The sequence below is a fragment of the Faecalicatena contorta genome, from assembly GCF_021531995.1.
GTDB lineage: Bacteria > Bacillota > Clostridia > Lachnospirales > Lachnospiraceae > Dorea_A > Dorea_A contorta_A.
The window spans coordinates 1-648 of sequence record NZ_JAFBIZ010000292.1; the positions used below are offsets into that span (position 1 = coordinate 1).

Genomic DNA, 648 nt, shown 5'->3' on the forward strand with positions numbered 1-648 from the left:
GTTGTATTTACATTTTATTCCTTTTGTATTCGCATATGCTTCAGCCAAGCTTCCTGCATTTGTCAAAATGTGAAATTCCTCAGATATACATCCTTCAAAAGAAGACTCTATCATGCTTTCTGTTACATTCTCATCTTCAATATCCACTTCAGATAATAAATCGAAGTTTTCTACAGAATCTGGAACACTAATAACTTTTAAAGAATTACAATTTTTAAACGCTGCAGCACCGATACACTTAGCACCTTCTGGAATTATGAACTCTTCAAGTAGACTACAATCTGCAAATGCATAAGAACCAATAGATGTTAATTTACTACCTTCAGCAAATGTTACTGTAGTAACTTTTCTTAATCCTTCAAATGCATGAGCTCCAATACTTTCTACATTTGCTCCAATTACTATTGCATTTATCTCATCGGTATAAGAAGTCCAAATACTGGATTCACCATTTTTAACATTGATATCAGTCATTTTTCCTGAACCGTCTATCGAAAGTACACCCTCCTGATTCAATGTCCATACAAGATTTTCTCCACAAACACCTTCGGTTAATTGATCATCATTTGAGTTATTTTCTGTAACAGTATCTGAAGATTCTAATTCTGAAGATTCTAATTCTGAAGATTCTAATTCTGAAGATTCTAA

The 648-nt window shown here is 32.9% G+C and carries 1 protein-coding gene; it reads right to left on the reverse strand.

The features are described from left to right. On the reverse strand, positions 1-648 hold a 648-nt coding region (locus JQM82_RS16005), incomplete at both ends, for a leucine-rich repeat domain-containing protein (protein WP_235251416.1).